The sequence below is a fragment of the Massilia sp. UYP32 genome, assembly GCF_050434365.1.
Classification (GTDB): domain Bacteria; phylum Pseudomonadota; class Gammaproteobacteria; order Burkholderiales; family Burkholderiaceae_D; genus Telluria; species Telluria timonae.
Map to the genome: position 1 here is coordinate 36,608 of NZ_JBNDIK010000004.1, position 26,415 is coordinate 63,022.

The 26,415-nt window shown below is 68.3% G+C and carries 25 protein-coding genes; 18 read left to right on the top strand and 7 right to left on the bottom strand.

The window, feature by feature from the left end; all coding sequences use genetic code 11:
• Positions 1–114: 114 nt before the first annotated feature.
• From ABIB42_RS04175 to ABIB42_RS04225, 11 genes are all read left to right on the top strand, one after another.
• Positions 115–552, top strand: coding sequence for a LysR substrate-binding domain-containing protein (locus ABIB42_RS04175; protein ID WP_005666372.1), 438 nt, complete (start codon positions 115–117; stop codon positions 550–552).
• Between the two features lie 145 nt (positions 553–697).
• Positions 698–1,039, top strand: coding sequence for a DUF2946 family protein (locus ABIB42_RS04180; protein ID WP_005666373.1), 342 nt, complete (start codon positions 698–700; stop codon positions 1,037–1,039).
• 80 nt (positions 1,040–1,119) lie between these two features.
• Positions 1,120–2,361 carry a TolC family protein gene (locus ABIB42_RS04185; protein WP_429247932.1) on the top strand — a complete coding sequence of 414 codons (1,242 nt, stop codon included), beginning with the start codon at positions 1,120–1,122 and terminating at the stop codon, positions 2,359–2,361.
• Positions 2,358–3,548, top strand: a complete 1,191-nt coding sequence (locus ABIB42_RS04190) for an efflux RND transporter periplasmic adaptor subunit (protein WP_429247933.1) — start codon at positions 2,358–2,360, stop codon at positions 3,546–3,548. Before ABIB42_RS04185 ends, ABIB42_RS04190 begins: the two co-directional genes overlap by 4 nt.
• Before the next feature lie 34 nt (positions 3,549–3,582).
• Positions 3,583–6,780 carry an efflux RND transporter permease subunit gene (locus ABIB42_RS04195; RefSeq protein ID WP_429247986.1) on the top strand — a complete coding sequence of 1,066 codons (3,198 nt, stop codon included), beginning with the start codon at positions 3,583–3,585 and terminating at the stop codon, positions 6,778–6,780.
• Positions 6,781–6,909: 129 nt separating this feature from the next.
• Positions 6,910–7,773, top strand: coding sequence for an STAS domain-containing protein (locus ABIB42_RS04200; RefSeq protein ID WP_429247934.1), 864 nt, complete (start codon positions 6,910–6,912; stop codon positions 7,771–7,773).
• Positions 7,774–7,783: 10 nt separating this feature from the next.
• Positions 7,784–8,140 (top strand): STAS domain-containing protein, encoded by a 357-nt coding sequence (locus tag ABIB42_RS04205; protein ID WP_005666383.1) that lies wholly within the window; start codon positions 7,784–7,786, stop codon positions 8,138–8,140.
• Positions 8,140–8,607, top strand: a complete 468-nt coding sequence (locus tag ABIB42_RS04210) for an anti-sigma regulatory factor (protein WP_184239411.1) — start codon at positions 8,140–8,142, stop codon at positions 8,605–8,607. Before ABIB42_RS04205 ends, ABIB42_RS04210 begins: the two co-directional genes overlap by 1 nt.
• Entirely contained in the window at positions 8,595–9,623 is a 1,029-nt protein-coding gene (locus ABIB42_RS04215) for an ATP-binding protein (protein WP_184239409.1), read from the top strand. The genes ABIB42_RS04210 and ABIB42_RS04215 overlap by 13 nt, the downstream gene beginning before the upstream one ends.
• 8 nt (positions 9,624–9,631) lie before the next feature.
• Positions 9,632–10,993 (top strand): ATP-binding protein, encoded by a 1,362-nt coding sequence (locus ABIB42_RS04220; RefSeq protein ID WP_429247935.1) that lies wholly within the window; start codon positions 9,632–9,634, stop codon positions 10,991–10,993.
• On the top strand, positions 10,990–12,894 hold the full coding sequence (locus ABIB42_RS04225) for a response regulator (protein WP_184239405.1): 1,905 nt from the start codon (positions 10,990–10,992) through the stop codon (positions 12,892–12,894). Before ABIB42_RS04220 ends, ABIB42_RS04225 begins: the two co-directional genes overlap by 4 nt.
• A 22-nt stretch (positions 12,895–12,916) precedes the next feature.
• On the opposite strand, the gene modC is transcribed toward ABIB42_RS04225, so the two are convergent.
• From modC to modA, 3 genes are read right to left on the bottom strand one after another with little or no spacing between them, the layout of a single operon-like run.
• Positions 12,917–13,993, bottom strand: a complete 1,077-nt coding sequence (gene modC / locus ABIB42_RS04230) for a molybdenum ABC transporter ATP-binding protein (RefSeq protein ID WP_005666394.1) — start codon at positions 13,991–13,993, stop codon at positions 12,917–12,919.
• Positions 13,990–14,673, bottom strand: coding sequence for a molybdate ABC transporter permease subunit (gene modB / locus ABIB42_RS04235; RefSeq protein ID WP_005666396.1), 684 nt, complete (start codon positions 14,671–14,673; stop codon positions 13,990–13,992). The genes modC and modB overlap by 4 nt, the downstream gene beginning before the upstream one ends.
• Before the next feature lie 4 nt (positions 14,674–14,677).
• The gene (gene modA / locus ABIB42_RS04240; RefSeq protein WP_184239403.1) at positions 14,678–15,421 is read right to left on the bottom strand and encodes a molybdate ABC transporter substrate-binding protein; all 744 of its coding nucleotides are present in this window, start codon (positions 15,419–15,421) and stop codon (positions 14,678–14,680) included.
• Positions 15,422–15,522: 101 nt separating this feature from the next.
• Here modA and ABIB42_RS04245 point away from each other — a divergent pair, with 101 nt between their 5' ends.
• Positions 15,523–16,335 (top strand): TOBE domain-containing protein, encoded by an 813-nt coding sequence (locus ABIB42_RS04245; protein WP_184239401.1) that lies wholly within the window; start codon positions 15,523–15,525, stop codon positions 16,333–16,335.
• A gap of 6 nt (positions 16,336–16,341) precedes the next feature.
• Here the strand turns inward: ABIB42_RS04245 and ABIB42_RS04250 are convergent, their stop codons facing one another.
• The 3 genes from ABIB42_RS04250 to ABIB42_RS04260 form a co-directional block, all read right to left on the bottom strand.
• A complete protein-coding gene (locus ABIB42_RS04250) occupies positions 16,342–16,623 on the bottom strand; it encodes a PAAR domain-containing protein (protein WP_005666401.1) in 282 nt (93 codons plus the stop codon).
• 119 nt (positions 16,624–16,742) lie between these two features.
• The gene (locus ABIB42_RS04255) at positions 16,743–18,152 is read right to left on the bottom strand and encodes a M16 family metallopeptidase (RefSeq protein ID WP_429247936.1); all 1,410 of its coding nucleotides are present in this window, start codon (positions 18,150–18,152) and stop codon (positions 16,743–16,745) included.
• 10 nt (positions 18,153–18,162) lie between these two features.
• Positions 18,163–19,548 carry a M16 family metallopeptidase gene (locus ABIB42_RS04260; protein WP_229409780.1) on the bottom strand — a complete coding sequence of 462 codons (1,386 nt, stop codon included), beginning with the start codon at positions 19,546–19,548 and terminating at the stop codon, positions 18,163–18,165.
• Between the two features lie 276 nt (positions 19,549–19,824).
• Between ABIB42_RS04260 and ABIB42_RS04265 the strand changes: the two genes are divergently transcribed.
• Together ABIB42_RS04265 and ABIB42_RS04270 are read left to right on the top strand one after the other, a co-directional pair.
• Positions 19,825–20,613 carry a GIN domain-containing protein gene (locus ABIB42_RS04265; protein ID WP_273162234.1) on the top strand — a complete coding sequence of 263 codons (789 nt, stop codon included), beginning with the start codon at positions 19,825–19,827 and terminating at the stop codon, positions 20,611–20,613.
• A gap of 24 nt (positions 20,614–20,637) precedes the next feature.
• The gene (locus ABIB42_RS04270; protein ID WP_429247937.1) at positions 20,638–21,261 is read left to right on the top strand and encodes a tetratricopeptide repeat protein; all 624 of its coding nucleotides are present in this window, start codon (positions 20,638–20,640) and stop codon (positions 21,259–21,261) included.
• Between the two features lie 4 nt (positions 21,262–21,265).
• Here the strand turns inward: ABIB42_RS04270 and ABIB42_RS04275 are convergent, their stop codons facing one another.
• On the bottom strand, positions 21,266–22,570 hold the full coding sequence (locus ABIB42_RS04275; protein ID WP_429247938.1) for an SGNH/GDSL hydrolase family protein: 1,305 nt from the start codon (positions 22,568–22,570) through the stop codon (positions 21,266–21,268).
• 241 nt (positions 22,571–22,811) lie between these two features.
• Here ABIB42_RS04275 and ABIB42_RS04280 point away from each other — a divergent pair, with 241 nt between their 5' ends.
• The 4 genes from ABIB42_RS04280 to tpiA all read left to right on the top strand — a co-directional run bounded on the left by ABIB42_RS04280 (position 22,812) and on the right by tpiA (position 26,331).
• Positions 22,812–23,330 (top strand): hypothetical protein, encoded by a 519-nt coding sequence (locus tag ABIB42_RS04280; RefSeq protein WP_429247939.1) that lies wholly within the window; start codon positions 22,812–22,814, stop codon positions 23,328–23,330.
• Positions 23,331–23,402: 72 nt separating this feature from the next.
• On the top strand, positions 23,403–24,353 hold the full coding sequence (locus ABIB42_RS04285) for an MYG1 family protein (protein WP_429247940.1): 951 nt from the start codon (positions 23,403–23,405) through the stop codon (positions 24,351–24,353).
• A gap of 72 nt (positions 24,354–24,425) precedes the next feature.
• The gene (locus ABIB42_RS04290; RefSeq protein WP_429247941.1) at positions 24,426–25,412 is read left to right on the top strand and encodes an NAD(P)H-quinone oxidoreductase; all 987 of its coding nucleotides are present in this window, start codon (positions 24,426–24,428) and stop codon (positions 25,410–25,412) included.
• Between the two features lie 160 nt (positions 25,413–25,572).
• Positions 25,573–26,331 (top strand): triose-phosphate isomerase, encoded by a 759-nt coding sequence (gene tpiA, locus ABIB42_RS04295; protein WP_184239392.1) that lies wholly within the window; start codon positions 25,573–25,575, stop codon positions 26,329–26,331.
• The last annotated feature ends 84 nt before the right edge of the window (positions 26,332–26,415 follow it).

Sequence of the window (26,415 nt, forward strand, 5' to 3'; positions counted from 1 at the left end):
TATGCATTAGTGAAGGATCGCCATCAATGCCCCAGCCCGACCTCGACAGCCTGCACGCCTTCGTGGCCATCGTCCATCGCCGCAGCTTTCGCAAGGCGGCCGACGAAGCACGACATGCATGTCGCGCCATTCGGCGCGCCGGTGCGTTTCATGCCGGTCGCATCGCCCGCTTACCTGGCGGCGCGCGGCACGCCGCAGACGCCCGACGATCTGCGGCAGCACCAGTGCATCCGCATGCGCATGCAGAGCGGGAAGATCTATCGCTGGGAATTCGCGCGCCATGGCCAGGCCTTCGCGCTGGACGTGCCGGGCGCCTTGATCCTGAACCAGGTCGGGCTGATGGCCGAAGCCGCGCTGGCGGGACGAGGGATCGCCTATGTGCCGGACACGACCGTGCGCGATCATTTGCAGGAAGGTCGCCTGGTGCCCTTGCTGCAGGACTGGTGCCAGCCCTCGTCCGAGCTGGCGATGTACTATCCCGGTCATCGCCATGTGCCGGCGGCGCTGCGCGCCTTCATCGAGGTGCTGCAAGAGGTGTACGCACCGGCGTGAGTTTCGGACCGAATTCCTTATGCGATGTGCGGGAATCGCAGCGAACTGCACGAATGTGCTTGACCCTGTAGCGGCTACAGGGTATTTAATAGCTGGTAGCAAAAATTGGCCGACCGGCCCTGCGCTACCCGACCACCCTGACGCAATGCGACGCCTGATCCTGATCCTCCTGCTGCTCATGATGCCACTCCAGGCCGCCTGGGCCGCCGGCGCTCCGTATTGCAGTCATGACGAACAGACCATGCATCCGGGGCACCACGTCCACAAGCATCCGCCATCGAGCAACCAGGATCAGGATGATGGAACCCGGGACGAGCATTGCGACGATTGCGACGCCTGCCACCACCTGTCGGCCAGCGCCGTGCTGTCCGCGCAACCGAATCTCCCCTTGCCCAAGGGCGCCCCGCACATGCGCGGCGAATTGCGGCGCTACGTCTCCCACGTTCCCGACCTGATTCCTCCGCCAGACCGGCCGCGCCGCGCCTAAGGCGGCGGGAACCTCATCGGCGTCGCCTCGCGCGGCGCATCGCTTGCCCCGCCGGACATCCACCCGTTCGGAGCATCATCATGAAACATCGTTTGACACCGCTGCTGGCGGCGCTCGCGCTCGCCTGCGGGTTTGCCAGCGCTTCGGCCGCGGCATGGTCAGCGCCATTGACCCTGGAAGCGGCCATCGACCTGGCGCTGCGCGCCAATCCGACCCTGCGCGCGGCCGGCAGCGAAGTGGCGGCGCAAGAGGGCGCGCTGGCCCAGGCCGGGGCGCTGCCCAATCCCGAGCTCGAGCTGCTGCGCGAAGGCGAGGGCGGTGATAGCCGCACCACGACCGCCACCCTGAACATTCCCATCGAACTGGGCGGCAAGCGCGCCGCGCGGGTCGAGGCGGCGCGCCAGGAAGGCGCGCTTGCCGCCATCGCACTGGAAGCGGAACGGGACAAGGTCCGCGCCGATACCGCCGTCGCCTTCCACGACGTCGTCGCGGCGCAGGAGCGCGAGCGCATGGCCCGCGAACTGGTGGCGCTTGCCGGCCGCGCGCTGGCCGCCGCCGGCAAGCGGGTCGAGGCCGGGACCTTGTCTCCGGTCGAGGAGACCCGCGCCCGCGTGGCCCAGGGCAGCGCCCGGATCGAGGCGCTGCAGGCAGGGCGCGACCTGGAAGGCGCGCGCATCCGCCTGGCCGCCCTGTGGGGCGGCGACGCGCGCCAGTTGAGCATCCATGCGCCGCAGGCCGCCGCGTTGCCCCCGGCGCCGCCGCTGGACCAGCTGCTGGCGCAACTCGACCGATCGCCGGCGATGCGCCATGCGCGCGCCCAGGTCGGCCAGCGCGAGGCGCTGGCCCGGCTCGAGCGCGCGCGTCGCACGCCCGACGTCAACGTGATCGTCGGCGCCCAGCGCGAAGGGCCGGACACCCGCAACCGCGCAGTGCTCGGCCTGTCGGTACCGCTGCCGCTGTTCAACCGCAACGACGGCGCCGTGCTCGATGCGCTGCGCCGGGTCGACAAGGCGCGCGACCAGCGGGACGCCGAAGGCGTGCGCCTGCGCGCCGAGCTGGCGCAGGCCCATGCGCGGCTCACGGCGGCGCTGGCCGAATGCGCGCTGATCTCGACCGAGATATTGTCCGGCGCAGAAGACGCCGAGCGCGCCGCCAACCGCGGCTTCGAGCTCGGCAAGTTCGGCCTGATCGACGTGCTGGACGCCCAGCGCGTGCTGGCGCAATCGAAGAACCAATACCTGAACGCCGCGCTTGACGCTCATCGCGCGGCGGCCGATATCGCACGGCTGCTGGGACACGCAGCCGTCCAGGAGAATCCATGAACAAGCAGCAAAGCAAGGTCATCGCCATCATGCTGGCGATCGCCATTCTGATCGCCGCCATCGTGCTGGTGCGCGACCGCTCCCCAGCCGGTGTCGAGGAACACGGTCATCAAGAGGAACGGGAACACGCGGACGAGCACGGTCAAGAAGGGCACGCGGACGACGGCGTGATCCGCTTCACCGACCAGCAGGTCGGCGTGGCCGGCATCACGATCGCCACCGCCGGCCCGGTCCACCTGGACACCTTCATCCGCATGCCGGGCCAGATCGCGCTCAACGAAGACCGCACCGCCCACGTGACGCCGCGCGCCGCCGGGGTGGTCAGCGAGGTCAATGCCACGCTCGGCCAGCAGGTGCGCAAGGACCAGGTGCTGGCCAGCGTCGCCAGCGCCGAGGTCGCGGCCCAGCGCGGCGCGCTGGCGGCGGCCGAGCGCCGGCTGGACTATGCGCGCAAGGTCCATGCGTCCGAAAAAATGCTGTGGGAAGAACAGATTTCGGCCCGCCAGGACTTGCTGCGCGCCGAACAGGAACTCAGCGAAGCGCGGATCGCCGTCCAGAGCGCGCGCCAGCAGCTGCAGGCGCTCGGCGCCGTTGACGCCGGCTCGTCCAACCTCCTCAGAATCCGGGCGCCGTTCGACGGCGTGATCGTCGAAAAACACATCACGATGGGTGAAGTCGTCGGCGCCGACACCCGCGTGTTCACCCTCACCGACCTGTCGACCGTATGGGCCGACGTGGTGGTGCCGGCGCGCGACCTCGAGATCGTCCGGGTCGGCACCGATGCCGTCATTCGCTCGATTGCCTCCAACACGACGGCGCCGGGCAAGGTGTCCTACGTCAGCTCGCTGGTGGGCGAGGAATCGCGCTCGGCCAAGGCGCGGGTGGTGCTCGACAACCCGGGCGCGGCCTGGCGGCCGGGGCTGGCGGTGAACATCGACATCGTCACCGGGTCGAGCGACGTGCCGGTGGCGGTGGCGCGTGAGGCAATCCAAACGGCGGACGGGCGGCAAGTCGTCTACAAGCGGGTCAAGGCAGGCTTTGTCGCGCAGCCGGTGGCCACCGGCCGCTCGGATGGGCGCTTCGTCGAAATCACGGCCGGCCTGCGTGCGGGCGAGGCTTACGCGGGCGCCGACAGCTTCGCGGTCAAGGCGGAGCAGGGCAAGGCGGAGGGCAGCCATGAACATTGAGAACTCGACCAAACCTTTGATCAAACCATCGACCCTGTTCGACCGCCTGATCGCGACTGCGATCGCGCGCCGCTGGCTGGTGATGCTGGCCGTGCTGGCGATGGCCGGCATCGGCGTCTACAACTATGGCCGGCTGCCGATCGACGCGGTGCCGGACGTGACCAACGTCCAGGTCCAGATCAATACCGCGGCGCCGGGCTACTCGCCGCTCGAAACCGAGCAGCGCATCACCTATCCGGTCGAGGCGGTGCTGTCGGGCCTGCCGAATCTTGAACAGTTCCGCTCGCTGTCGCGCTACGGCCTGTCGCAGGTGACGGTGGTGTTCGAGGAGGGCACCGACATCCACTTCGCGCGCCAGCTGGTCAGCCAGCGCCTGCAGGATGCGCGCGAAGGGCTGCCCGCCGGGGTCGTCCCGACCCTGGGTCCGATCGCGACCGGCCTGTCCGAGATCTACCAGTGGACCGTGGAGACCGAACCGGGCGCGAAGAAGCCGGACGGCACGCCCTATACGCCCACTGACCTGCGCGAGATCCAGGACTGGATCATCAAGCCGCAGCTGCGCACCGTGCCGGGCGTCACCGAGATCAATTCGATCGGCGGCTTCGACAAGGAATACCTGGTGGCCCCGAACACGGCCACGCTGTCGTCGTATGGCCTTGAACTGGCCAATATCGTGAACGCTTTGGAGCGCAACAACAGCAACGTCGGCGCCGGCTACATCGAGCGCGAAGGCGAGCAGTACCTGGTGCGCGCGCCGGGCCAGGCCGCGTCGATCGACGACATCGGCAATATCGTCGTCACCAGCATCCGCGGCATCCCGGTGCGGGTGCGCGACGTGGCCGAGGTGACGATCGGTCAGGAGCTGCGCACCGGCGCCGCCACCGAGAATGGCGTGGAGGTGGTGCTCGGCACCGTGGTGATGCTGATCGGCGAGAACAGCCGCGCGGTGTCGAAAGCGGTCGACGCGCGCATGCTCGAGATCAACCGCAGCCTGCCGAAGGGCGTCAAGGCCGTCACGGTCTACGATAGAACCGTCCTGGTCGAGCGGGCCATCGCCACGGTGCGCAAGAACCTGGTCGAGGGCGCGATCCTGGTGGTGGCGGTGCTGTTCTTCTTTCTTGGGAACTTGCGCGCGGCGCTGCTCACCGCCATGGTGATCCCCTTGTCGATGCTGTTCACCTTCAGCGGCATGGTGGCTAACCAGGTCAGCGCCAACCTGCTCAGCCTGGGGGCATTGGACTTCGGCATCATCGTCGACGGCGCCGTGGTGATCGTCGAGAACTGCGTGCGGCGCCTGGCCGCCGCCCAGCACCGGCTGGGGCGCATCCTCACGCGCGAGGAGCGCTTTGCGGAGGTGTTCGAGGCGGCGCGCGAGGCGCGCCGGCCGCTGATCTACGGCCAGCTGATCATCATGATCGTCTACCTGCCGATCTTCGCCCTGACCGGCATCGAGGGCAAGATGTTCCACCCGATGGCCTTCACCGTGGTGTTCGCGCTGCTGGGCGCGATGATCCTGTCGGTGACCTTCGTGCCGGCCGCCGTGGCGCTGTTCATCGGCCGCTCGGTGACGGAAAAGGAAAGCCGGGTGATGGGCGCGGCACGGCGCTGGTATGCGCCGGCGCTCGACTATGCGCTGGCCAACCGCGCCGTGATGCTGGTGTTCGCGGCGGTGGTGATCGCGCTTGCCGCCCTGATGGCCACGCGCCTGGGCACGGAGTTCGCGCCGAATCTCGACGAGGGCGACATGGCGGTGCTGACGATGCGCGTGCCCGGCACGAGCCTGACCCAGTCGGTCAGGATGCAGCAGCAGATCGAGACCGTCTTGATGCGCGAATTCCCCGAGATCGCGCGCGTGTTCGCCCGCATCGGCACCGCCGAGATCGCGTCCGATCCGATGCCGCCCAGCGTGGCCGACAGCTACATCATTTTCAAGCCCGAGAAGGAGTGGCCAAGGGTTGGAAAAGGCGCGAGGCGTTCGCGCGCCGAAGTCGAAAGCGCGATCCGCGCGACGCTCGAAGGCCTGCCCGGCAACAACTACGAATTCAGCCAGCCGATCCAGCTGCGCGTGAACGAACTGATCTCGGGCGTGCGCAGCGACGTCGCCGTCAAATTGTTCGGCGACGGCCTGGGCGTGCTCGGCGCCACCGCCAGCGAGATCGCCGCCGCCCTGCGCCGGGTGCCGGGCGCCAGCGAGGTGCAGGTGGAGCAGACCAGCGGCCTGCCCATGCTGCAGATCCGGGTCGACCGCGAGCGCGCCGCGAGGATGGGCTTGAACATCGGCGACGTCCAGGAAATGATCGCCACCGCCACCGCCGGCCGCGCCGCCGGCACCCTGTTCGAGGGCGACCGCCGCTTCGACATCGTGGTGCGCCTGCCGGAAGCCGTGCGCGGAGATATCGACGCGCTGCGCCGGCTGCCGGTGGCGCTGCCCGGCAGTGCTGAAGGCATGCGCAGCTTCATCGCCCTGGGCGAGATCGCCAGCTTCGAGGTGGCGCCCGGCCCCAACCAGCTCAGTCGCGAGCAGGGCAAGCGCCGGGTGGTGGTCAGCGCCAACGTGCGCGGGCGCGACATCGGCTCCTTTGTCGCCGATGCGCGGGAGCGCATCGCGCGGGAGGTGCGCATCGCGCCCGGCTACTGGATCGCCTGGGGCGGCCAGTTCGAGCACCTCGCCAAGGCCGCCGAGCGCCTGCGCCTGATCGTGCCCGCCTCGCTGCTGCTGGTTTTCGTGCTCCTTTACCTGGTGTTCAACAATGTGCGCGACGGCTTGCTGGTGTTCACCGGCATCCCGTTCGCCCTGGCCGGCGGCGTGGCGGCCCTGTGGGCGCGCGGCATCCCGTTGTCGATTTCGGCGGCGGTCGGCTTCATCGCCTTGTCCGGAGTGGCCGTGCTCAACGGCCTGGTGCTGATTTCCTTCATCCGCAGCCTGCGCCAGGACGGCATGGCGCTGCCGGACGCGGTGCGCCAGGGGGCGCTGGCGCGCCTGCGGCCGGTCTTGATGACGGCGCTGGTCGCCTCGCTCGGCTTCGTGCCGATGGCGCTGGCGGTCGGCACCGGGGCCGAGGTCCAGCGGCCGTTGGCCACGGTGGTGATTGGCGGGGTATTGTCGTCGACCGTCCTGACGCTGCTTTTGTTGCCGGTTTTATATGAATGGACGCATCGCGCGCGACCCGCGCGGGCTTCTTTGCCATTCGTGCGCGCGTTTTTTCGCCGAAACAGTGAAAATATCCCATAGACAACCGTGCGCCACGTATTGCTCTATATGAAAATGGTATAGTTGGATGTTTAACAGAAATTTGTCCGCGCCGGCGGCGGAAAGCGGCCCCAGGCGCGGCGCCAATCACCATTTCAAGGGATAAGACAGATGAGCATGAAGGATTACGCGGATCGCATCAGCCAGACAATCCTGGACCAGGAGGCCGCGATCGGCGCCGAATGGCTCTCCCAGCTCGAAGCGCTGAGCGTGCGCAGCAACGCCGCCGCGCGCGAACAACTGCGTTCGCACTGCAACCACTTCCTGAAAGCCTTCGCCACTGCCACCCGCAGCGGCGAACTCGAAAACATCGACCACCGTTCGTGGGACGAACTGCGCGACCTGCTGGCCGAGATCTCGTCGACCCGCGCCAAGTCGGGCTCGACCCCGAGCGAGACCGCCACCTTCGTGTTCTCGCTCAAGCAGCCGCTGTTCGCGCGCCTGCAGGCGGCATTCGCCGGCGACGCCGAAGGCCTGGCCGCGGCATCGTGGATCGTCAACACCCTGCTCGACAAGCTGGGCCTGTACACCATCGAGGTGTTCCAGAAGACCAAGGACCAGATCATCGTGCGCCAGCAGCAGGAGCTGCTGGAGCTGTCCACGCCGGTGGTCAAGCTGTGGAACGGCATCCTGGCGCTGCCGCTGATCGGCACCCTGGACTCGGCCCGCACCCAGGTGGTGATGGAAAACATCCTGCAAAAGATCGTCGACACCGGCGCCATGATCGCCATCATCGACATCACCGGCGTGCCGACCGTCGACACCCTGGTGGCCCAGCACCTGATGAAGACCATCGCCGCCGCGCGCCTGATGGGCGCCGACTGCATCATCAGCGGCATCCGCCCGCAGATCGCGCAGACCATCGTGCACCTGGGCGTGAACCTGGAAGACGTGATCACCAAGGCCACCCTGGCCGACGCCTTCCTGGTGGCGCTCGAGCGCACCGGCGCCTCGATCACCATCAAGCACGCCTGAGGCCAGCGCCATGGAACGCATTCCGATCCTGCGCATGGGCGACCTGCTCCTGGTGACGATCCAGGTCGACATGCATGACCGTCTCGCCATGCAGCTGCAGGACGACCTGACCGAGCGCATCGTGAGCGACGGCGCCAAGGGGGTCCTGATCGACATCTCGGCGCTCGACCTGGTCGACTCCTTCATCGGCCGCATGATCAGCAACACCGCCGCCATGGCGCGCGTGCTCGACGCCCGCACCGTGGTGGTCGGCATGCAGCCGGCGGTGGCGATCACCCTGGTCGAGCTGGGCCTGACGCTGCATGGCGTGAAGACCGCGCTGAACGTCGAGAAGGGCATGGCCCTGCTCGGAAAGAGCTACAGATAATGGTCGACGCGCATACCGATGCCGTCCTGTTCGAGACGCATCTGCTCGACCATCACCGCCAGCAGCGCACCGGCCGGTTGACCCTGCCGCTGCGTTCGGACGAGGACGTGGTGGGCCTGCGCAAGCAGGTGCGCGAACGCGCCGTGGCGCTCGCGCTGTCGCTGGTCGACCAGACCAAGCTGGTGACGGCCGCCAGCGAACTGGCGCGCAACACCATCAAGTACGGCGGCGGCGGCGAAGTCCACCTCGACGCGCTCGACGACGGCCTGCGCAAGGGCATCGGCCTGCTGTTCGTCGATGCCGGGCAGGGCATTCCCGATATCGACAGCGCCCTGCGCGATGGCTTTACTACCGGAGGCGGTTTGGGCCTGGGCCTGGGCGGCTCCAAGCGCCTGGTCGACGAGTTCGACATCGACAGCCGTGCGAAGGAGGGCACCGCGGTGCTGATCGTCAAATGGAAGCGCTGATCAGTTCCCAGTCACCGCAGCACGTGTTCGCCGTATCCCACGCCAGCGACGTCGCCGCCGTGCGCCGCGCCGGACAGAAGCTGGCCGAGTCGCTGGGTTTCAACGAGACCCGCGCCGGCCAGCTGGCCCTGATCATCACCGAAGCAGCCACCAATATCCTCAAGCACGCCGGCGAAGGCCAGATCCACGTCGGCCCGGCGCAGTCGCCCGCCGGCATCGGGGTCGACGTGCTGGCGCTCGACAAGGGTCCCGGGATTGTCGACCTGGCCAGCAGCCTGGTCGACGGCGTCTCGACCGCCGGCACCGCCGGCACCGGCCTGGGCGCGCTGCACCGCCTGTCCGACGAATTCGACGTGTATTCGACGCGCGGCGACGGCGCCGCCTTCTTCATGCGCCTGTGGCGTGACGTGCCCAGCCCCGACCCGTGCGGGGTCGAAGTCGGCGCGCTGTGGAGTCCGATCCGGGGCGAGGACGTGTGCGGCGACGGCTGGGCGGTCGCCTGCGCCGGCGGCGGCGCGACCCTGCTCGCGGCCGACGGCCTGGGCCACGGTCCGGACGCGGCGCGCGCGGCCAATGCGGCAATCGGGGCACTGGACGAGCGCGGCCCGGTCGCGGCGGGAGAGCTGGTGCATGCGGCGCATGAGGCCCTGCGGCCCACGCGCGGCGCGGCGCTGGCGGTCGCCCGCATCGATTTCGCGGCCGACGAGCTGCGCTTCGCCGGCGTCGGCAATATCGGCGCGGTGGCGATCGACGAGACGCGCCGCGCGCTGGTGTCGCACAACGGCATCGTCGGCCACAACGTGCGCAAGGTGCAGGAGTTCGCGGTGCCGTTCGGCCCCGGCGCGCTGTGCATCCTGCATTCGGACGGCATCGAAACCCGGTGGGACCTGGACAAATACCCGGGCCTGCAGGGCCGCAGCCCGGCCCTGATCGCGGCGATCCTGATGCGCGACTACATCCGCGGCCGCGACGACGCGATGGTGCTGGTGGTGCGCCGTCTGGCGGGGCGCGCATGAGCCGCGCCATGCGCATCCTGAGCGTCGGCCTGGACAGCGACCAGGACGTGGTGCTGGTGCGCCAGCGCGCGCGCCAGATCTCGGCGCTGCTGGGCTTTTCGCAGCAGGACCAGGTGCGCATCGGCACCGCCGTCTCGGAAGTGGCGCGCGGCGCCTGCCACCAGGGCCCGGGCGGACGCGCACTGTTCCAGCTGCGCGAGAACGATGGCCGCCAGCACCTCGAGGTGCTGGTCAGCGGCGGAGCGCGCCCGGCCGGCGCCGGCGGACCGGAAACCGAGTCGCTGCGCGAACTGGCGATCATCACCGCGCACCGCCTGATGGATGCCTGCGAGGTCGATCCGGGCGATGCCGGCGCCTCCACCATCACGGTGCGCAAGGCGCTGCCGCGCCACGAACACGTCACTTCGGCCCGCCTGGCCGAGATCGGCGCGCGCCTGGCCGACAGCCCGGTGTCGAACCCGGTGCACGAGCTGCAGCTGCAGAACCAGGAATTGCTGGCCACCCTGGCCGAGCTGCGCGAACGCCAGGACGACCTGCTGTCGCTGACGCGCGAACTGGAAGACACCAACCGCGGCATCGTGGCGCTGTACGCCGAGATCGAGGACAAGGCCGAGCGCCTGCGCCGCGCCGACGAGATGAAATCGCGCTTCCTGTCCAACACCAGCCACGAATTGAGGACGCCTTTGTCGTCGATCCGCGCGCTGGCCCAGCTGCTGCTCGACCGCATGGACGGCGACCTGACCGAGGAACAGGAACGGCAGGTGAAATTCATCGCCGATGCCGCCAGCGACCTGTCCGAACTGGTCAACGACCTGCTCGACCTGGCCAAGATCGAGGCCGGGCGGGTCGAGACCCACGTCGAGCCGGTGGTGGTCGAGAACCTGTTCCGCGCCCTCAAGGGCATGCTGCGCCCGCTGGTGGACGAGGCGCGCGTGGAGCTGATCTTCGAGCCGTCCGGCATCGACGAGCCGTTCCATTCGGACGAAGGCAAGATCTCGCAGATCCTGCGCAACTTCATCTCGAACGCGCTGAAGTTCACCGAGCAGGGCTCGGTGCTGGTGTTCGCCGCGCACGATCCGGAAGCCGACACCATCGCCTTCGCGGTGGCCGACACCGGCATCGGCATCAGCCCCGACAACCTGCAGCTGATCTTCGAGGAGTTCAGCCAGATCGAGCACCCCTTGCAGCGCCGCAGCAAGGGCACCGGCCTTGGCCTCCCCCTGTGCCGCAAGCTGGCCGACCTGTTAGGTGGCCGGGTCGACGTATCGAGCACGCTGGGCGTGGGCACGACGTTCACGCTGACCCTGCCGCGCACGCCGCCACACACATCGCCGCAACCGACCATGGATCCTGATGGAACCGCATCATGAATAGTCATCCGACCCAGATTCTCAACGTCGACGACAACGACGGTGCCCGCTACGCCAAGACCCGCATCCTGCAGAGCGCCGGCTTCGACGTCATCGAAGCCGCCAACGGCACCGACGCGCTCGAGATGGTCAAGCGCCACATGCCGGCGCTGGTGCTGCTCGACGTCAAGCTCCCCGACATCAACGGCATCGAGGTGTGCCGCCGCATCAAGGCCGAATCGGACAGCAGCAGCGTGCTGGTGCTGCAGACCTCGGCCGCGCTGACCGGCCGCGCCGACAAGATCCGCGGCCTGGAGGGCGGCGCCGACAACTACCTGGCGGCGCCGATCGAGGCGGATGAACTGATCGCCAACGTCAACGCGCTGCTGCGCATGCGCCGCATCCAGGTCGACCTGCGCGACAGCGAAGAGCGCTTCCGCCAGCTGACCGACAATATCGACGACGTGTTCTGGATGTTTTCGGTGCCGGGCCGCCGGCTGGTCTACGTCAGCCCGGCCTATGCCGCGGTGTGGGGCAGCAGCGCCGAGGCGCTGCGCGAGGAGCCGACCGGCTGGCTCCACGCCGTGCATGCCGACGACCGCGCGCGCCTGGCCGGCCGCTGGGAGCGGCTGGCAGAGGAACCCCACTACGACGAGGAATTCCGCATCCATGGCGCCGACGGCCAGCTGCGCTGGGTGCGCGACCGCCTGTTCCCGGTGCGTGACGTCCGCGGCCAGGTGTACCGGGTGGCGCGCATGAGCAGCGACATCACGGCGCGCAAGGAAATGGAAGCGCTGCTGCGCACCGCCGACAGCAACAAGAACCAGTTCCTGGCCACCCTGGCGCACGAGCTGCGCAATCCCCTGAGCCCGATCCGCAACGCGGCGGCCCTGCTGGGCGCGAGCGGCGAAGGCGCGGCCGAGCGCCAGGCGCGCGCGCGTGACGTGATCACGCGCCAGGTCGACCACCTGGCACACCTGGTGGACGACTTGCTGGACGTGGCGCGCATCTCCGAAGGCAAGATCGTGCTGCGCAACGAAGAGGTCGACCTGAAGGGCGTGATCGCGCAGGCGATCGAGACCGCGGCGCCGCTGATCGCCGCGCGCGAGCACAGCCTGGACGTGCGCCAGCCGCAGGAAGACCTGTGGGTGACGGGCGACCCGGTGCGCCTGGCCCAGTCGGTCGGCAACCTGCTGCACAATGCGGCCAAGTTCACGCCGGCCGGCGGCGCGATCATCCTGGGCGTGGAAGTGAGCGGCGAGGGAGCTGGCCAGCGCGTGCGCATCTCGGTGCGCGACAACGGGATCGGCATCGATGCCGACAACTTGCCGCGCATCTTCGGCATGTTCGCCCAGGCCGCGGTGCCGCCGGACCGCGCGCCGGAGGGGCTGGGCATCGGCCTGTCGCTGGTGTCGCACCTGGCCGAGCTGCATGGCGGCCGGCTGGAAGCGGCCAGCCCGGGCGTCGGCCAGGGCAGCACCTTCACGATCGAACTGCCGCTGTTGCGCGCCGCGTCCGGCGCGCCCGTGGCCGCGCCGCAGGAAGCCGAAGACGCCAACGCATCCGGCATGCGCGTGCTGCTGGTGGACGATAACGTCGACGCCATGGAGATGATGGGCTTCCTGCTGGCCGAGATGGGCTACCAGCCGGTCACCACGGCCGACGCCGGCGAGATCGAGACGCTGGCGCTGCGCCACAAGCCGCAGGTGATCGTGCTCGACATCGGCCTGCCGGGCGTGGACGGCTACCAGGTCGCGCGCCGCATCAAGGGCAATCCGGCGCTGGCGCACATCCGCCTGGTGGCGCACACCGGCTACGGCTCGCCCGAAGACCGGCGCCGCGCCCAGGAGGCGGGCTTCGACGCGCACCTGGTCAAGCCGGCCGAGTTGTCGGACCTCGAAGCGGCGCTGCGGGGCGGCTGATCCGCCACGCAGGGAACGACGATCACGCCAGCAGCGCCACCGCCTTCACCTGCGCCCACAGCGCACATCCCGGCTCCACCGCCAGCTCGCGCCGCGAGCGCTCGGTGATGCGCGCCAGCAGCACGGTCGCGCCGATCTTCAAACGCACCAGCACCTGGCCCGGCGTCGTGGACGGACCCACCGCATCGACGACGGCCGGCAGGATGTTGGTGATGCTGCTGCCGCGCGGGCGCTCGAGCGCCAGGCTGACGTCGCGCGCATGGATGCGGCAGCGCACCCGGCTGCCGATGGCGGCGTCGCGCCGACCGACCAGCAGCACGCCGCCGGGAAACGCCAGGTGCGACAGGCCGTCGGCGTCGCGTTCGGCGAGCACGGTCTCGATCATCACGCCGGCATCGTCCTCGAAGTTCGCCGCCAGGTCGAGCCGCGCGAGCGTGTCGGCCAGCGGTCCGCTGGCCAGCACCCGTCCCTGCTCCAGCACCACCAGGTAGTCGGCCAGGCGCGCCACTTCGTCGGCCGAGTGGCTGACATAGACCACCGGCAGCGCCAGCTCGTCGTGCAGGCGCTCGAGATAGGGCAGGATTTCCTGCTTGCGCTTCATGTCCAGCGCCGCCAGCGGCTCGTCCATCAGCAGCAGGCGCGGCGAGGCGAGCAGGGTGCGCGCGATCGCGGCGCGCTGGCGTTCGCCGCCCGACAGCGTGGCCGGGCGCTGGTCCAGCAGGTGTCCGATGCCGAGCAGTTCGGTCACGGGCCCGAGCTCGAAGCGGCGCGCGCCCGGCGCCAGGCGCTTGAGGCCGAACTCCAGGTTGGCGCGCACGTCGAGATGGTCGAACAGGCTCGCCTCCTGGAACACGTAGCCGATGCCGCGCCGGTGGGTCGGCACGTACACGCCGCGCGCATCGTCCTGCCAGGTTTCGTCGCCCACGGCGATGACGGCGCCGGGCGCCCGTTCCAGTCCGGCCAGGATGCGCAGCAGCGTGGTCTTGCCCGAGCCGGAATGGCCGAACAGCGCGCTCACGCCGTGGTCCGGCAGGTCGAGGTCGGCGTCGAGGGTGAAAGCGCCCCGATCGATTCTTGCCTTGATGCGGATGCCGCTCATCGGCGCGTCCCCCTGACAGATTGCGGATACAGCGTGTACAACACCAGCAGCACCACGAACGAGAACACCAGCATGCCGCCGGCCAGCCAGTGGGCCTGCGCGTATTCCATCGCTTCCACGTGGTCGTAGATCTGGGTCGAGACCACGCGCGTCTTGTCGGGGATGTTCCCGCCGATCATGAGCACCACCCCGAACTCGCCGATGGTGTGGGCGAAGCCGAGGATGGCGCCGGTGACGAAGCCGGGCCGCGCCAGCGGCACCACCACCGACCAGAAGGCGTCCCAGGGCGTGGCGCCCAGCGTGGCCGCCACTTCCAGCGGGCGCGTGCCGACCGCCTCGAAGGCATTCTGCAGCGGCTGCACCACGAAGGGCAGCGAATAGAACACCGAACCGATGACGAGGCCGGTGAAGGTGAAGGACAGCGTGCCCAGGCCCAGCGCCGTGGTCAACTGGCCGAGCGGACCGTCGGGGCCCATCGCCAGCAGCAGGTAGAAGCCGATCACGGTCGGCGGCAGCACCAGCGGCAGCGCGACCACCGCCCCGACCGCGTGCCGCAGCCTGGACTGGGTGCGCGCCAGCCACCAGGCCAGCGGCGTGCCGAAGACCAGCAACAGCAGGGTGACGACCGTGGCCAGCCTGAGCGTCAGCCAGATCGCGGCGAGATCCGAACCATCCAGCATCCGTTCAGACTTCGTAGCCGAAGGTGCGGATCAGGGCTTTCGCCTTGTCGGTGCGCAGGTATTGCAGCAGCGCCCGGGCCGCCGGGTTGCCGGCGCCCTTGGCCAGCAGCGCCGCGTCCTGGCGGATCGGCGCGTGCATGGTGGCCGGGACGATCCAGCCCGAACCCGACGTGAACTTGCCGTCGCGCCAGACCTGGGCCTGGGCCACGAAGCCCAGTTCGGCATTGCCGGTGCTGGCGAACTGCCAGGCCTGGGCGATGTTCTCGCCCTGGACGATGCGCGACTGCACGCTCTCGTACAGGCCGAGCTTCTGCAGGGTGGCGACCGCCGCGGCGCCGTACGGCGCGGTCTTCGGATTGGCGATCGCCAGGTGCTGGTAGCTGCCGGTCTTGAGCACATTGCCGCCGGCATCCACGACGCCGCCCCTGGCCGACCACAGCACCAGGCGGCCGACCGCGTAGGTGAAGCGGCTGCCGGCCGCGACGTGGCCCTCGGTTTCCAGCCTGGCCGGGGTGTCGTCGTCGGCCGCCAGCAGCACCTCGAACGGCGCGCCGTTGCGGATCTGGGCGTAGAACTTGCCGGTGGCGCCGGTGGCGACGACGGCCTTGTGGCCGGTGTCGCGCTGGAACTCGGCGGCCAGCTTTTCCATCGGGCCGGCGAAGTTGGCGGCGACCGCGACCTGCACCTCGCCGGCGTGCGCCGTCCCCACGACGGTCAGTACGGCGATCAGGCTGGCAAGGCGTTTCATGTCATTTCTCCAGATGAGGATGGGAACATCGTGGTAGCCTGCTGGTCTGATGAGCAAGCGCTATTTACTTAAGTATATAACGAAGCGGCAGGCGACAATAGATGAGCACAGATGACAAGCGCATCGGCCTCGATGGCAAGGTCTGGATGACGGTCGGCGGCGAGAACCTCGGCGGCGGCAACCGGGTCGAACTGCTGGCGGCGATCGGGCAGCTCGGCTCCATCACCGGTGCGGCCAGGGCGGTCGGCCTGAGCTACAAGGCTGCCTGGGATGCGATCGACACGATGAACAATCTCGCGGGCGAGGCGCTGGTGGAGCGCGTCACCGGCGGCAAGGGAGGCGGCGGCACGCGGCTCACGGCGCGTGGCCGGCAGCTGGTGGACAATTTCAGGATGATCGAGCAGGTGCACCATGACTTTCTCGACCGACTCAACCGCCAGGCCGGCGACGTGGCCGACGACCTGGCACTGTTTACGAGGTTCAAGATGAGGACCAGCGCACGCAACCAGTTCTTCGGCACGGTGGCCCGGGTGGCGCGCGGCGCCGTCAACGACGAGGTCGAGCTCGAGATCGCGGGCGGGCAGACGATCGTCGCCATCGTCACGCGCGAGAGCGCGGAGAATCTCGGGCTGGCGCCGGGCCGGCAGGCCTTCGCGCTGATCAAATCGTCGTCGGTGATCGTGATGACGGCCGGCGACGGCGCGCGGCTGTCGGCGCGCAACCGGCTGCAGGGCCAGGTCACGCGGCTGATGCGCGGCGCGGTCAACTCCGAGGTCGTGATCGCGCTGGCGGGCGGCGGCAGCGTGGCGGCCACCATCACCAATGAAAGCGTGGATGCGCTCGAGCTGGCCGAGGGCGCGGCGGCGACCGCCCTGTTCAAGGCTTCGAGCGTGATCCTGGGCGTGCCGGACTAGCGTCGGTTACTGGCCGCACAGGTGCTGCACCGCGACCAGCCGCGGCGGCGGATCGCAGCGGCACAGGCACAGGTCGCCGTCGAGGGCGTATTGCCGGCCGTCGTGGCGCGCCGGCAGGCGCGGACCGTCGAGGCCGATGATGCCGGTCGTGCCGCAGACGGGGCAGGACACCTGGTCGCCTTCGAGCGCGACCTTCACGCCATCGAGCGCCAGCAGCGAGCTGGCCGAGGTCACGGTGCCGCCGGCCGTGGTCGAGGCGCCAAGCGTGATGTAGTAGCGCGTTGCCATGTCTCACTCCTTGTATGCAAGGCTGCAGCATAAGGATGGACCCGGGTCCCGGTCTTGACAACCCATAAAAAAGGCCCCGCGAGGGTCGCGGGGCCTTCGGGCCAGGATGTGCCTTTGGATTACTTGTCCGTCACGGTGAACGCGCCATACGGCTTGAGCTGTTCCTCGAGCTTGGACGGATCGCCGACCACCACGATCGACTGGTTCTCGGGCGCGAAATACTTGCGCGCCACGGTGCGCACCTGCTCCGGCGTGACCTTCTGGATCTGCGGCACGTATTCGCCCAAAAATTCCGGCGGCAGGCCGACCAGCCAGTTGGCGGCCAGGGTACTGGCGACCGAACGCTGCAGCTGGTTGCTGAGCAGGTAGCCGCCCGCGACGTAGCGCTTGTTCATGTCCATTTCCTTGGCCGGCACCAGCTCGGCGCCCAGGCGCTTGTATTCCTTGAAGTACTCTTCCAGCGAAGCGCCGGTGACTTCATTGCGCACGTCGGCGCCGCCCACCATCATGCCGCCCGCGCGGCTCATGCGCGCGCCGGCCGAGGCGCCATAGGTATAGCCCTTTTCCTCGCGCAGATTGGTGTTAATGCGGCTCGAGAACCCGCCGCCCAGGATGGTGCTGGTCAGGCGCAGCGGGATCTGGTCCGCCGCGCTGGCCGCGATGCCGGGGCTGCCCAGGCGCAAGGTCGACTGCACGCTGCCGTCGCGCTTGAGCAGGATGCGCGCCGGCTTGACGCCGGCGCTGGCTGCCGGGGTGTCGGGCAGGGCTGCGCCGCTGGCCTTCCAGTCGCCGAAGGCAGCCCTGGCAAGCTTCATGGCCTCAGCCTCGCTGATGCGGCCGGTGACCACCAGCAGCGCACGGTCGGGACGGAAGCGCTTCGCGTGCTCGGCGCGCAGCATTTCGGCGCTGACGGCGTTGATCGACTCGACCGTCGGGTCGGTGCGGCCATACGGGTGGTCGGCATACACGGCCTTCTTGATCGCGCGCTCGGCGCGGAATCCCGGCTGGGTCTCGGACACGCGCAGCGATTGCAGCGCATTGGCCTTGGCCAGCGCCACTTCGTTCTCGGGGAAGGATGGCTGGCGCGCGATCTCGGCCATCAGGTTCAGCATGGCCGGCGCCTGCGAGGCGAGGGCGTTGGCGGACAGGATGATGCCGTCGGCGGCCGGGCTGGCCGCCATTTCGCCGCCCATGCCCTGGGCCGCTTCGGCGATGGCGCGCGAGTCGCGCTTGGCGGTGCCTTCGTTGAGCATGCCGGCCAGCATGGCGGCAAAGCCGCTCTGGTTCGGCGCGTCGGCCGCGAAGCCGGCGCCGCGCAGCGCCAGCACGTAGTCCACGCGCGGCAGGCCCTCGCGCGGCACGACCCACACGGTCAGGCCATTGGAGAGGGTCTGCTTGGCGATCTTCGGCGCCGGGATCGATTTTTCCTGGCCATAGGCCGGCATGCCGGACGGCGTCTTGACGTCGGCGGAGTAGGCCGCCGGCGCGAATGCGAGAGAAACGGCAAGTGCGAGCATCAGTTTGTTCATGATGCGCTCCTTATTTGGTGTTGGTGGTGGCCGAGGCGGTCTTGGCCGCTTCGATCATGGCGGCCGGCTTGCGGTCGATGACGGTGCGGTTGGCCGGCACCAGGTAGGTCTTGACCGCGCGCTGGATGTCGTTCGAGGTCACGCCCTCGATCCAGCCCGGGATCTTGTTGACCACGTTGGCGTCGCCCCACAGGGTCTGCAGCTTGGCCAGGGTGTCGGCGCGGTTGACGAAGCTTTCCAGCTTGTTGTTCCAGTCGGCCAGCATGCGCGTCTTGACGCGCTTCAGGGTGGCATCGTCGACGCCGTCCTTCGCGATCCTGGCGATCTCTTCGTCCATCGCCTTGAGCACGGCGTCGGCGCTGCTGTCCGGCTTGTACAGCGCGAACACGGTCATCAGGGTCGGGCCGTTGTATTCCCATGGGCTGGTCAGGCCGAACATGGTGTCGACGTTGAGGGCGATCTCGCGGCCCTTCACCAGGCCCTGGTAGAACAGCGAGGCGTCGCCGCCGCCCAGCAGCTCGGCCAGCACCGCGATCGGCGCCTGGTCGCGGCTGCCGCGTTCCGGCACCTTCCAGGCCGCCGCGATGGCCGGCACCTGGGCCAGGGCGTCGCTCTGCTCCAGCCGTTTTTCGGCGGTGTTCAGCGGCTCCGAGAAATCGGTGCCCTTCGGCACCGGGCGCGCCGCGATGCCGCCGAAGTATTTCTCGGCCAGCGCGAAGCCCTGCTGCGGCGTGATGTCGCCGGCGATCGCCAGCACCGCATTGTTCGGGCCGTAATAGTCGCGGTGGAAGGCGCGCACGTCGTCCAGGCTGGCGTTTTCCAGGTCTTCGAAGCTGCCGTAGCCGTCGTGGTTGTTCTCCCATTTCTGGAAGGCGTGCTGGCTGATGTCGATCCACATGAAACCGCCGTAGGGCTGGTTCTTGACGTTGACGCGGATCTCTTCCTTGACCACGTCCTGCTGGTTCTTCAGCGTGGTCGGGTTGAAGTCCAGCGTCTTCATGCGGTCCGCTTCCAGCCACAGGATCGGCTCCAGGCTCGATGCCGGGGCGGTCTCGATGTAATTGGTGAAGTCGGGGCGGGTCGAGCCGTTGTTCCAGCCGCCGCCGGCAGTGATGGTGGTGTCGAACACGCCCTTCGGCGCGTTCGGCGTGCCCTGGAACATCAGGTGTTCGAACAGGTGGGCGAAGCCGGTGCGGTTCTTCGGCTCGAGGCGCATGCCGACGTGATACACGACCGAGACGCCGACGGTCGGCGAGCTGCGGTCTTCGGACACGATGACGGTCAGGCCGTTGTCGAGCTTCTTGGTATTGACCGGCAGGGTCCACTGGTCGCTCGGGGCGGCGAAGGCCGAGATCGACAGGGTGAGCCCGGCCATCAGGACAGGTAATTGGCGCATGCGCATGGAGACCTCATGATGAATGGTAGGACGACGGCGGCGAGCCGTCGGCGGCTCATCTTAGCGCAATGGCATGTTGTTAAGTGGTCTTTTTATTGTGCCATCGCATCTTATGCTGACGTCATGCAGACGGCATCCATCGCCGGCGTGTGCATTTCGGGCGGCGATTCGTGCAGTTCGTCGCATCGGCCATCGACCCGCCTGGCTTTCAGGCTATAGTTGCAACATGACAAGTCCCGGCGCGAGGCCGGCGCAAGAATTTACTGGAGAGAATGGATGAACCACCTGATCAAGCTGGGCGCCGCCATTGCCGTGCCGTGCGCCTTGTTCTGTGCGGCGATCGGCGTCGCCGAGGCCGCGCCGGAGACGAGCAGCGAGACCCGTCCGATCGACGCGCGGGTGGTGCGCGTCAAGCTCGAGGGGGTGGGGGACCTGAGGATCCGGCAGGGGGCGACCCCGGCCCTGGTGCTCACCGGCGATGCGCGCCTGCTGTCGCGAACCACGACGTCGCAGAAAGGGGATACCCTGAACATCGAGACCGAGGGCCGCAATGCCGGCTTCAGCTTCGGCCGTTCGTCCGGCCTGCAGGCCGAACTGGTGCTGCCGAACCTGCAGGCGGTGTCGTCGGAAAGCGTCGGTTCCACCGTCGTCAGCGGGTTTGCCGGGGAAACGCTGAGCATCAATCTCGATGGGGCCGGCTCGATGTATGTATCATCGTCGGAATACCGCACCATCAAGGCCAGCCTGGGCGGCGTCGGCAACCTCAAGATCCAGGGCGTCAATAGCGAGCACGTCGACCTGAGCCTGGGCGGAGCCGGCTACGTGACCCTGAGCGGGCGCAGCAAGAACCTCAGGGCCGAACTCGGCGGATTGGGCGGGCTGGACGCCCAGGCCTGCACGGTCGAGGCGGTCACGCTGGACTTGTCCGGTCTCGGCAACGCCACCGTCAACGCGCAGCGCAGCGCCAACCTCGCGCTGTCGGGCATGGGATCGGTGACGGTGTTCGGCAAGCCGGCCAATCGCAAGGTCGCCCTCGATGGCCTGGGCAAGGTCAACTGGAAATAACGATCCAGATTCTGTGCACGAGACATGAAAAAAATACTCCTTGTGACGCTGCTTGCCATCGGCCTGCAACTCGGCCTGCAGGCGAGCGCCCGGGCCGGCTTTGCGGAGGGCGCGAGCGCCTACAACGCCCGCAACTATGCGCTGGCATTGAAAGAAATCAGTCCACTGGCCAAGGCCGGCAATCCCGACGCCCAGCACCTGCTGGGCCTGATGTATTACATGGGCCGCGGCGTCACGCGCGACTACAAGCAGGCCTTCGCCTGGCACCTGAAGGCGGCCGAGCAGGGCAAGGCCGACGCCCAGTACGTGGTCGGCGCCATGTATTACACCGGCAATGCCGTGCCGCAAGACCAGAAACACGCCGTGGGCTGGTTCCGCAAGGCGGCCGAGCAGGGCAACCCCGACGCCCAGCACGCGCTCGGGCTGATGTACCGCTACAGCGTGGCCGGCGTGCCGCAGGATGCGGTGCTGGCCTATATGCTGTACAACCTGGCCGCGGCCGGCGGCCACCGCAACGCCGTCGAACAGCGCGCCGCGATCGCCAAGAAAATGACCCAGGAACAGGTTGAAGAAGCGCAGGCCCTGTCGCGCACCTGGAAAGTGGGCACGGCCCTGCCGGTCGTGTCGAAGACCGGCGCCAACCTGTAGGCATTCAGCGGGCATCGAGCAGCGGCATCGCCTCGCCCAGCGCCTGGTAACCACGGTCGTTCGGGTGCAGGTGGTCGCCGCTGTCATAGGCCGGCAACAGCCGGCTCGGACGCGCCGGATCGCGCAGCACGCGGTCGGCGTCGAACACCGCATCGAACTCGCCGCTGCTGCGGATCCAGGCATTCACCGCCTGGCGCAAGGTTTCCTTTTCGACCGAATACTGGATCGAATGCGACGCCGCGCCTTCGAACGGCGCCAGCGTCGCGCCGATCACCGCGATGCGCGCGGCGCGGGCGCGCGCGATCAGCTGGCGATAGCCGGCCACCATGTCGTCCAGCGTGACCGGATTGGCCGCCGACCCGTTGCCGATATCCTCGATGCCGACCATCAGCACCAGCTGGCGCGCGCCGCTCGTGGCCAGCACGTCGCGCTCGAAGCGCGCCAGGGCGCTGCGTCCGGCCAGCGGGTTGGCCGGGTTGTCGCCGAGCAGGCGGTTGCCGGCGATGCCCCGGTTGATCACGCCAGGACGCGCGCCGGCGTCGCGCTCGGCCTGCAGGCGCCGCGCCAGCACGTCGGTCCAGCGCCGGTTGGCGTCACTGGTGCTGCGCGCGCCGTCGGTGAGCGCGTCGCCCAGCACGACGATGGCGCCGCGCATGCCGTCGACTTCGAGCGCCGTCAGGAAAGGCCAGGCCGTGATCGTGCGCTGGACCGGCAGGCTGGCGCTGGCGGTATGGTCGCCGGTGGACGACACATAGCTGGTCTGGCGCGCCTGGCCGTGCAGGGTGGGCGCCTGCACGGCGCCCGGCAGGTACAGGCTGACGGCCACTTGCGCGAGCGGCGGCAGGTGCAGTTCGACCGGGTCGGACAGCGCCGGCGCGCCGGCCGGGATCGTCACGCCGGCGCGCCCGCCGAAGGTCAGGGCGCGGTCGGTGCCGGGCGCCACGTCCGAACCCTGGGCGCGCAGGCCGATGCGCGCGGCGCCGATCCGCAGCGGCGTCGACCCCAGCTCGTTCGACAGGCGGATGCGCGCGCGGTTGCCGCCCACGCTGGACTGGACGACCAGGCGCAGGGTCTGGTCAGTGAAGGTGTGCGGGCTGGCGTCCGCAGGCGGTCCGGCCGGCGCCGCGCCCCAGCTCGCGGTCCAGTGGCTGGTGTCCCATGACTGGGCTGCCGCCGGCTGGCCGGCCAGGGTGATGGCGGCGGCCAGCATGGCGCTGGCCAGCAGCAGGCGGCGCAATGCGGGTGTGAGGTAAACCTGCGGCAACAGCCGGCGCGCGGCCGCGGCGAGGGCGGACAGGAAACGGTTCATGTGCTGCTCCATCGGGCGCCCATGCGATACGCATGAGCTCGTAATGACAATCTAGTCTTGTCGGGCGATGTGGAAAAGATGGCAAGCGGCCAGTTCGTTGCGCGAAATCGAAGGCCACTTTGATTGCGATTCCAGCAAGAAAATTCCGACCATCTAAAGTTGGCGGTAAGCGATCTGGCGAACTGAGCAGATTGCCGATGCGGTCCAGCATGAGGCTGGATACATCGATGAGGAGATGACGATGGCGGATGTTGAATTGACGATGGCGACCCAGGTGCCGGTCTCGACCCAGGAAGCCTGGGCCTGGTCGACTTCGCTCCGGAGCGTGCGCGCCGAGATGCGGCCTTTGCTGAAGCTCGTGTTTCCCAAGGGGATGACGGATATCGGCGCCAATACGATGCTCGGCAAGTCGCTGGGCCGGTGCCAGTTCTTGCTGTTCGGCTTGTTTCCGGTCGATATGTCGAAGCTGACGTTTACCGAGATCGTGCCGGGCCACCGCTTCGTCGAGCAGTCGCAACTGCTCTCGATGCACACCTGGCGGCACGAGCGCGTGATCACGCCGGCGGCCGACGGCCGCGGCGCCCTGATCACCGATCATTTGTCGTTCGCGCCCCGTTTCGCCACGCCGGTCGTGCGCGCCATGGTCAAGCTGCTGTTCGCGCACCGGCACAAGATGCTGGCGCGCGCGCTGGGCGCGCAAAGCCAGGAAATTGCCCAAAACAGCGATGGAAGGGCGCGCCGGGACAGGTCCGCGTGGTAGGCTTCGGCTTCGATTCACTCGCGCGCGCCTGTCAATACAGTGGCAATGGCGCGGCGACCATTTGGAGCATGTATGTTGATTGCCACTCACGGCGGCAAATTCCACGCGGATGATGCGTGGGCGGTCGCCGTCCTGAAGGTGCTGTTCCCCGAGGCGGACGTCGTCCGCACCCGCGAACAGGCCAGGATCGATGCCGCCGACTTCGCGATCGACGTTGGCGGGGTCTGGGACCCGGCCACTGGCCGCTTCGACCACCACCAGAAGGAATTCGACGGCGCCCGCGCATCCGGCGTGCCCTATGCCAGCGCCGGCCTGGTCTGGCGCGAGTATGGCGCGCGCTGCGTCGCCGCCCTGGCCGAGCGCCATACCGGCGAGCGGCTGGCGGACGACACGGCCCAGCAGATCGCCTACGCGATCGACGCCGACATCGTGCAATACCTCGACCTGTCGGACGTCGGCGTGGCCAAGAATGCGCCGGGCAGCTATGGCTTGTCGGCAGTGGTGTCCGGCTTCAATCCCGGCTGGCTCGACGAGCAGCGCCTGGGCTATGGCGAGGCGGTGGAGGTCTACCGCATGGGCCAGTTCATGCGCGCCGTCGAGTTCCTGACCGACATCATGGGCAACGCCGTGCGCTACCGCGTCGGCGCGATGCTGGCCGTGACCCAGGTGCGCCAGGCCGAGGTGCTCGAAGACGGCAGGCTCCTGTTCCTGAAGAACGCCGCGCTGCCCTGGAGCAGTGTGGTGCGCAAGGAAATGCCGAAGGTCCTGTTTGTCATCAGCCACAGCTTGACCGAACAGCGCTACATGCTGCACACGGTCTCGGTCGACACCGAGAGCTTCGACGCCAGGGCCGACCTGCCGGCAGCCTGGGCCGGCCTGCGCGAAGCCGAGCTGGCGGCCGTCACCGGCGTCGAGGACGCCGTGTTCTGCCACACCGGCCGCTTCATCGCCGCCGCCCGGACCTATGCCGGCGCCCTCAGCATGGCGCGCCAGGCGCTGGCGGCTGTCGAGCAGGGCGCCTAGCAACGCGCACGGCGGCGCGCAAGCCGGCCCCGACTCCCGTACAATTACGGTTTTGCTAACACGGGAGCAACCATGCGCGCCATCGAGATCACCCAGCCCGGCAAGCCGGAAGTCCTGCAACTGTGCGAGCGCCCGACGCCGGCCCTGAAAGCCGGCGAAGTGCTCATCAAGGTCCATGCGGCCGGCATCAACCGGCCCGACGTGCTGCAGCGCCTGGGTAAATACCCGGTGCCGCCCGGCGCCTCCGATCTGCCGGGCCTGGAAGTGGCGGGCGAGATCGTCGACGGCGACCTGGACGGCAGCGATTTCAAGAAGGGCGACCTGGTGTGCGCGCTGGTGCAGGGCGGCGGCTATGCCGAATACTGCGCCGCGCCGCTCGCGCAATGCCTGCCGGTGCCGCAAGGCCTGAACGCGCTCGAAGCGGCCACCTTGCCGGAAACGTATTTCACGGTGTGGAGCAATGTGTTCGACCGCGCCCGCCTGTCCGCGGGCGAGAGCCTGCTGGTGCAGGGTGGCAGCTCGGGCATCGGCGTGACCGCGATCCAGCTGGCCAGGGCGTTGGGCCACCGTGTGTTCGCCACCGCCGGCAGCGCGGACAAATGCCGCGCCGTCGAGGCGCTCGGCGCCGAACGCGGCATCAATTACCGCGACGAGGATTTCGTCGCCGTGGTCAAGGAACTCACGAACGGCAAAGGTGTCGATGTAATTCTGGACATGGTCGCGGGAGATTATGTGGCGCGCGAGATCGATTGCCTGGCCGACGATGGCCGCCTGGTCGTGATCGCGCTGCTGGGCGGCGCGCGCGCCGACCTCGACATGGGGCAGGTGCTGCGGCGCCGCCTGACGGTCACCGGCTCGACCTTGCGTCCGCGGCCGGTCGACTTCAAGGCGGCGATCGCGCGCCAGCTGCGCGAGCACGCCTGGCCGCTGTTCGCCCAGGGCAAGATCAAGCCGGTGATCCATCAGGTCTTCCCCTTGGCGCAGGCGGCCCAGGCGCATGCCCTGATGGAGTCGAGCACCCACGTCGGCAAGATCGTGCTGCAGGTGCAGCCAGGCTGACACGGTTGAAAAAGGGGCGTGCCGGCCGGGCCAGGAAGGCCTCGCGGGCACGCAGTGGCGGCGGTTTCCAGGCAAAAATCAGCGAGCTGAGCAGCTCAGCCTTTGTTTGACCGCCATATGATCGACCGCTAGAATAGCGGGTTATTTGACATGGGGTAGTATGCGTCCCAAACTCGTCGTAGGTAACTGGAAGATGAACGGCAGCCGTGCAGCCAATGCACAGCTGCTGCAAGGTATTCTCGCTGGATTGAACGAGGCGGGCGCCGCGAGCGCCGTCTGCGTCCCCGCTCCCTACCTGTTCCAGTGTGAACAACTTCTCGCAGGCAGTGCAATGGCCTGGGGCGCGCAAGACGTCGCGACCGAGCCGTGCGGCGCCTTCACCGGCGAAGTCTGTTCCTCGATGCTGCAGGATTTCGGCTGCCGTTACGTGATCGTCGGCCACTCCGAGCGCCGCGCCTACCATGGTGAATCGAACGACCTCGTCGCGCGCAAGGCCAGGGCGGCGCTGGATGCCGGCCTGACCCCGATCGTGTGCGTCGGCGAAACGCTGGACCAGCGCGAGGCGGGCGCCACGCAAGACGTGGTCGGCGCCCAGCTCGACGCGGTGCTGGAAGTGGTGGGCGCGGATGCCGTGCCGAAGCTGGTGCTGGCCTACGAGCCGGTGTGGGCGATCGGCACCGGCAAGACGGCGACGCCGGCGATGGCCCAGGAAGTACACGCCTTCTTGCGTGATAAATTGCGCAGCCGCAACGCCGAGGCGGCCGAAAACGTACAAATCCTTTACGGCGGCAGCATGAAGCCGGAGAATGCAGGCGATCTGATGGCGCAGCCGGATATCGATGGCGGCCTGATCGGTGGGGCTGCATTAAAGTCGAGTGATTTTCTCGGGATTATTCGGGCCGCGCAGGCGGAGCGCTAAGCAAGCTGAATAAAACCTGCTTCAAAGCATCACGAATTTTCGAATCTTTTGAAAATATAAGAAATTTAAAAACGTTGTTTTAAA

What these genes read in the sequence shown, in the direction of transcription:
- ABIB42_RS04175 (WP_005666372.1), top strand. Translation starts at nt 115, where the DNA reads ATGCATGTCGCGCCATTCGGCGCGCCGGTGCGTTTCATGCCGGTCGCA.
- ABIB42_RS04180 (WP_005666373.1), top strand. Translation starts at nt 698, where the DNA reads ATGCGACGCCTGATCCTGATCCTCCTGCTGCTCATGATGCCACTCCAG.
- ABIB42_RS04185 (WP_429247932.1), top strand. Translation starts at nt 1,120, where the DNA reads ATGAAACATCGTTTGACACCGCTGCTGGCGGCGCTCGCGCTCGCCTGC.
- ABIB42_RS04190 (WP_429247933.1), top strand. Translation starts at nt 2,358, where the DNA reads ATGAACAAGCAGCAAAGCAAGGTCATCGCCATCATGCTGGCGATCGCC.
- ABIB42_RS04200 (WP_429247934.1), top strand. Translation starts at nt 6,910, where the DNA reads ATGAGCATGAAGGATTACGCGGATCGCATCAGCCAGACAATCCTGGAC.
- ABIB42_RS04205 (WP_005666383.1), top strand. Translation starts at nt 7,784, where the DNA reads ATGGAACGCATTCCGATCCTGCGCATGGGCGACCTGCTCCTGGTGACG.
- ABIB42_RS04210 (WP_184239411.1), top strand. Translation starts at nt 8,140, where the DNA reads ATGGTCGACGCGCATACCGATGCCGTCCTGTTCGAGACGCATCTGCTC.
- ABIB42_RS04215 (WP_184239409.1), top strand. Translation starts at nt 8,595, where the DNA reads ATGGAAGCGCTGATCAGTTCCCAGTCACCGCAGCACGTGTTCGCCGTA.
- ABIB42_RS04220 (WP_429247935.1), top strand. Translation starts at nt 9,632, where the DNA reads ATGCGCATCCTGAGCGTCGGCCTGGACAGCGACCAGGACGTGGTGCTG.
- ABIB42_RS04225 (WP_184239405.1), top strand. Translation starts at nt 10,990, where the DNA reads ATGAATAGTCATCCGACCCAGATTCTCAACGTCGACGACAACGACGGT.
- modC (WP_005666394.1), bottom strand. Translation starts at nt 13,993, where the DNA reads ATGAGCGGCATCCGCATCAAGGCAAGAATCGATCGGGGCGCTTTCACC.
- modB (WP_005666396.1), bottom strand. Translation starts at nt 14,673, where the DNA reads ATGCTGGATGGTTCGGATCTCGCCGCGATCTGGCTGACGCTCAGGCTG.
- modA (WP_184239403.1), bottom strand. Translation starts at nt 15,421, where the DNA reads ATGAAACGCCTTGCCAGCCTGATCGCCGTACTGACCGTCGTGGGGACG.
- ABIB42_RS04245 (WP_184239401.1), top strand. Translation starts at nt 15,523, where the DNA reads ATGAGCACAGATGACAAGCGCATCGGCCTCGATGGCAAGGTCTGGATG.
- ABIB42_RS04250 (WP_005666401.1), bottom strand. Translation starts at nt 16,623, where the DNA reads ATGGCAACGCGCTACTACATCACGCTTGGCGCCTCGACCACGGCCGGC.
- ABIB42_RS04255 (WP_429247936.1), bottom strand. Translation starts at nt 18,152, where the DNA reads ATGAACAAACTGATGCTCGCACTTGCCGTTTCTCTCGCATTCGCGCCG.
- ABIB42_RS04260 (WP_229409780.1), bottom strand. Translation starts at nt 19,548, where the DNA reads ATGCGCCAATTACCTGTCCTGATGGCCGGGCTCACCCTGTCGATCTCG.
- ABIB42_RS04265 (WP_273162234.1), top strand. Translation starts at nt 19,825, where the DNA reads ATGAACCACCTGATCAAGCTGGGCGCCGCCATTGCCGTGCCGTGCGCC.
- ABIB42_RS04270 (WP_429247937.1), top strand. Translation starts at nt 20,638, where the DNA reads ATGAAAAAAATACTCCTTGTGACGCTGCTTGCCATCGGCCTGCAACTC.
- ABIB42_RS04275 (WP_429247938.1), bottom strand. Translation starts at nt 22,570, where the DNA reads ATGAACCGTTTCCTGTCCGCCCTCGCCGCGGCCGCGCGCCGGCTGTTG.
- ABIB42_RS04280 (WP_429247939.1), top strand. Translation starts at nt 22,812, where the DNA reads ATGGCGGATGTTGAATTGACGATGGCGACCCAGGTGCCGGTCTCGACC.
- ABIB42_RS04285 (WP_429247940.1), top strand. Translation starts at nt 23,403, where the DNA reads ATGTTGATTGCCACTCACGGCGGCAAATTCCACGCGGATGATGCGTGG.
- ABIB42_RS04290 (WP_429247941.1), top strand. Translation starts at nt 24,426, where the DNA reads ATGCGCGCCATCGAGATCACCCAGCCCGGCAAGCCGGAAGTCCTGCAA.
- tpiA (WP_184239392.1), top strand. Translation starts at nt 25,573, where the DNA reads ATGCGTCCCAAACTCGTCGTAGGTAACTGGAAGATGAACGGCAGCCGT.